Raw genomic sequence first — 3,264 nt, 5'->3', positions numbered from 1 at the left:
GAACACCGGTCAACTGGCCCACCCTCTACACCGGCACACACCCCACCCGCATCCCCCTCCCCACCTACCCCTTCCAACACCACCACTACTGGCTCACGCCGTCCGAGGTGCCGGACGCGGTGGCCGACGGTGTGTTCTGGGACGCCGTGGAGCGGGGCGACCTGGCCTCCCTGGCCGATTCACTCGGTGTCGAGGAGCAGACGTTGGAGCCCGTCCTACCGGGGTTGACCTCGTGGCGGCGCCGCAACCAGGACCAGTCCACCGTGGACACCTGGTCGTACCGCATCGCCTGGGATCCGGTGGCCACAGGGGATGCGCCGGTGCTGCCAGGAGCGTGGCTGGTGGCCGTGGCCTCACCGCAGGTGAGCGACGCCGCGGTGACGGGCGTGGTCGCCGCACTGGCCGAGCACGGCGCCGAACCCGTGGTGGTCGAGGTGGACACGGTGGAGCAGGCGGAGGTGACCGCTCTCCTGCGGGAGCGGATGTCGGGTTCCGATGACGAATACGCCGGGGTGGTGTCCCTGCTGGCGTGGGACGAGCGGAGCTGCAAACCGGGCACTCTCTCCCGGGGCGTGGCGGCCACGGTGGCGCTGATGCAGGCCGTGGAGGAGATCGGACTCGCCGCTCCTCTGTGGTGCCTGACCCGTGGCGCGGTCGCCGTGCGTGAGCCCTCCGAGGTGACCAGCGAGTTCCAGCCGCTGGCCTGGGGAATGGGCGTGGTGCAGGGGCTGGACCAGCCGTCCACCTGGGGCGGGATCGTGGATCTGCCGCAGACGCCGGACGAGGTGGCCCTTGCCCGGTTGTGCTCGGTGCTTGCCGGAGTGGACGCGGAGGATCAGGTCGCGGTGCGCGCGTCGGGGGTGTTCGCCCGGCGGATGCGGCGCGAACCGGTGACGTCGGCGCCGGTGTGGCAGCCACGGGACACAGTGCTGATCACCGGCGGCACCGGCGGGCTCGGTTCGTACGTGGGCCGTTGGGCCGCGGGCCACGGCGCCCGGCATGTGGTGCTGCTCAGCCGTCAGGGTGCGCAGGCCGCGGGCGCGGCGGAGCTGGAGGCCGAGCTGACCGCGCTGGGCGCGGGCGTGACCTTCGCGGCGTGTGATGTGACCGACCGGGATCAGCTCACCGCCGTACTGGCGGAGATCCCGGACGACGCGCCGCTGTCGGCCGTGGTCCACGCGGCAGGGCTGGCGCTGCCGGAGAAGCCGCTGTCGAAGATGACACTCGCCGAGTTCGCCGACATCGGCCGGGCGAAGATCGCCGGTGCGCGGCACCTCGACGACCTGCTGGGGGAAAGGGAGTTGGACGCCTTCGTCCTGTTCTCGTCCGGAGCGGCGGCCTGGGGCAGCGGCGGCCAGAGCGCCTACGCCGCCGGCAACGCCTACCTCGACGGGCTGGCGCAGCGCCGCCGCGCACGGGGGCTGGCGGCCACGTCGGTGGCGTGGGGCGCCTGGGGTGGCGGCCTTGGCACGATCGACGAGGTGATGGGCGCGCAGTGGCGTCGTACGGGTCTGATGACCATGGACCCGCGGCTGGCGGCGCTGGCGATGGCACACACCGTGGGCAGCGGCACCGTCCACGGAGTGGTGGCCGACATCGACTGGGCACGGTTCGCTCCCGGCTACACCATGGCCCGGTTCCGGCCGCTGCTGCGGGGACTGCCCGATGTCATCGACCTGCTGACCGAGGACAGGCACGAAGACGGCGCGGGACAGACGGAGCTGATCGCGCGGCTGGCCGGGCTGAGCCCCGAGGATCAGGAGCGGCTGCTCACCGAGTTGGTGCAGGCCGAGGCCGCGGCCGTACTCGGACATGTGAGCGCCGACGCCACCGGGGACCGTCCGTTCAGCGAGATCGGGTTCGACTCGCTGACGGCGGTGGAGCTGCGCAACCACCTCAATGCCACCACGGGGCTGAGGCTGCCCGCGACGATGGTGTTCGACCACCCGCGGCCCAGTGCGCTGGCACGCCGTATCCGCACCGAACTCGGCCAGACCGACACCTCGTCGGTGGACTCGGTGCTGGCCGAGCTGGAACGGCTGGAAGCACATGTGGCGACGCTGCCGAAGGAGAAGATCGAACGCGCCCGGATCACCTCACGGCTACAGCGGATGACCACCAAGGTCGCCGAGATCGAGGCCAACGGTGCGGGCGGCGAAACCGTCACCGAACGACTCGACACGGCGAACGCCGACGACGTGTTCGCCTTCATCGACCAGGAGTTCGGCGTGGACTGATTCCCCGTCTCGTCTCCGCTCACCGATTTCACCCCCACGAGGCTCTTGGCGAGGTCCAGATGGCGAATGACGAAAAGCTCCTCAACTACCTCAAGCGGGTTACCGCCGACCTGCACCAGACGCGGGAACGGTTGCGCAAGGCCGAGGCGGCGACGGAGGAGCCGATCGCCATCGTCGGCATGGGCTGCCGCTACCCGGGCGGCGTGACCACCCCGGACGGGCTGTGGGACCTGGTGGCCGACGGCCGGGACGCGATCGCCGGGTTCCCGGAGGACCGCGGCTGGAACCTGGAGAACCTCTTCGACGCCGACCCGGACGCCATCGGCACCTCCTATGTGCGCGAGGGCGGTTTCCTCACCGACGCGGCGGAGTTCGACGCCGAGTTCTTCGGCATCTCCCCACGGGAGGCGCTGGCCACCGACCCGCAGCAGCGGCTGCTGCTGGAGACCGCGTGGGAGACCCTCGAGAACGCGGGAATCGACCCGAGTTCGCTGGAGGAGAGCGACGTCGGCGTGTTTACCGGCCTGGCCAACGGTGACTACGCGCTGACCGTGGACCGGGTGCCGGAGGGGTTCGAGGGATATCTGGGTCTTGGTGGCGCGGGCAGCATCGCGTCCGGCCGTATCTCGTACTCGCTCGGTCTGCTCGGCCCGGCGGTCACTCTGGACACCGGGTGCTCCTCGTCCCTCGTGGCGATGCACTTGGCCAGTTATGCGCTCCGGTCCGGGGAGTGCTCCATGGCGCTCGCCGGTGGGGTGATGGTGATGGCCACCCCCGGCGGCTTCGTCGGATTCTCCCGACAGCGGGGGCTGGCGCGCGATGGCCGCTGCAAGTCCTTCGCGGAGGGCGCGGACGGCACCAACTGGTCCGAGGGTGTCGGTCTGGTGCTGCTGGAGCGGCTGTCCGATGCCCGCCGCAACGGGCATGAGGTACTCGCGGTCATCCGTGGCACCGCCGTCAACCAGGACGGCGCGAGCAATGGCCTGACCGCGCCCAACGGCCCCTCCCAGGAACGGGTGATCCGCCA

2 protein-coding genes are annotated in these 3,264 nt (G+C 70.9%); both read left to right on the top strand.

Annotated features, from left to right (window positions below; genetic code table 11):
- Window positions 1-2,237, top strand: a 2,237-nt coding sequence (locus tag ACFYOY_RS49040; protein ID WP_388594628.1) for an SDR family NAD(P)-dependent oxidoreductase, incomplete at its 5' end; no start/stop codon positions are given.
- A 59-nt stretch (window positions 2,238-2,296) separates the two neighbouring features.
- Window positions 2,297-3,264, top strand: a 968-nt coding sequence (locus ACFYOY_RS49035) for a beta-ketoacyl synthase N-terminal-like domain-containing protein (RefSeq protein WP_388594626.1), incomplete at its 3' end; no start/stop codon positions are given.

It is taken from the genome of Streptomyces sp. NPDC007875 (assembly GCF_042868035.1).
Taxonomy (GTDB): Bacteria; Actinomycetota; Actinomycetes; order Streptomycetales; family Streptomycetaceae; genus Streptomyces; species Streptomyces antimycoticus.
Note: the sequence above shows the minus strand (reverse complement) of the source record. Positions and strands in the feature narration are given on the sequence as shown.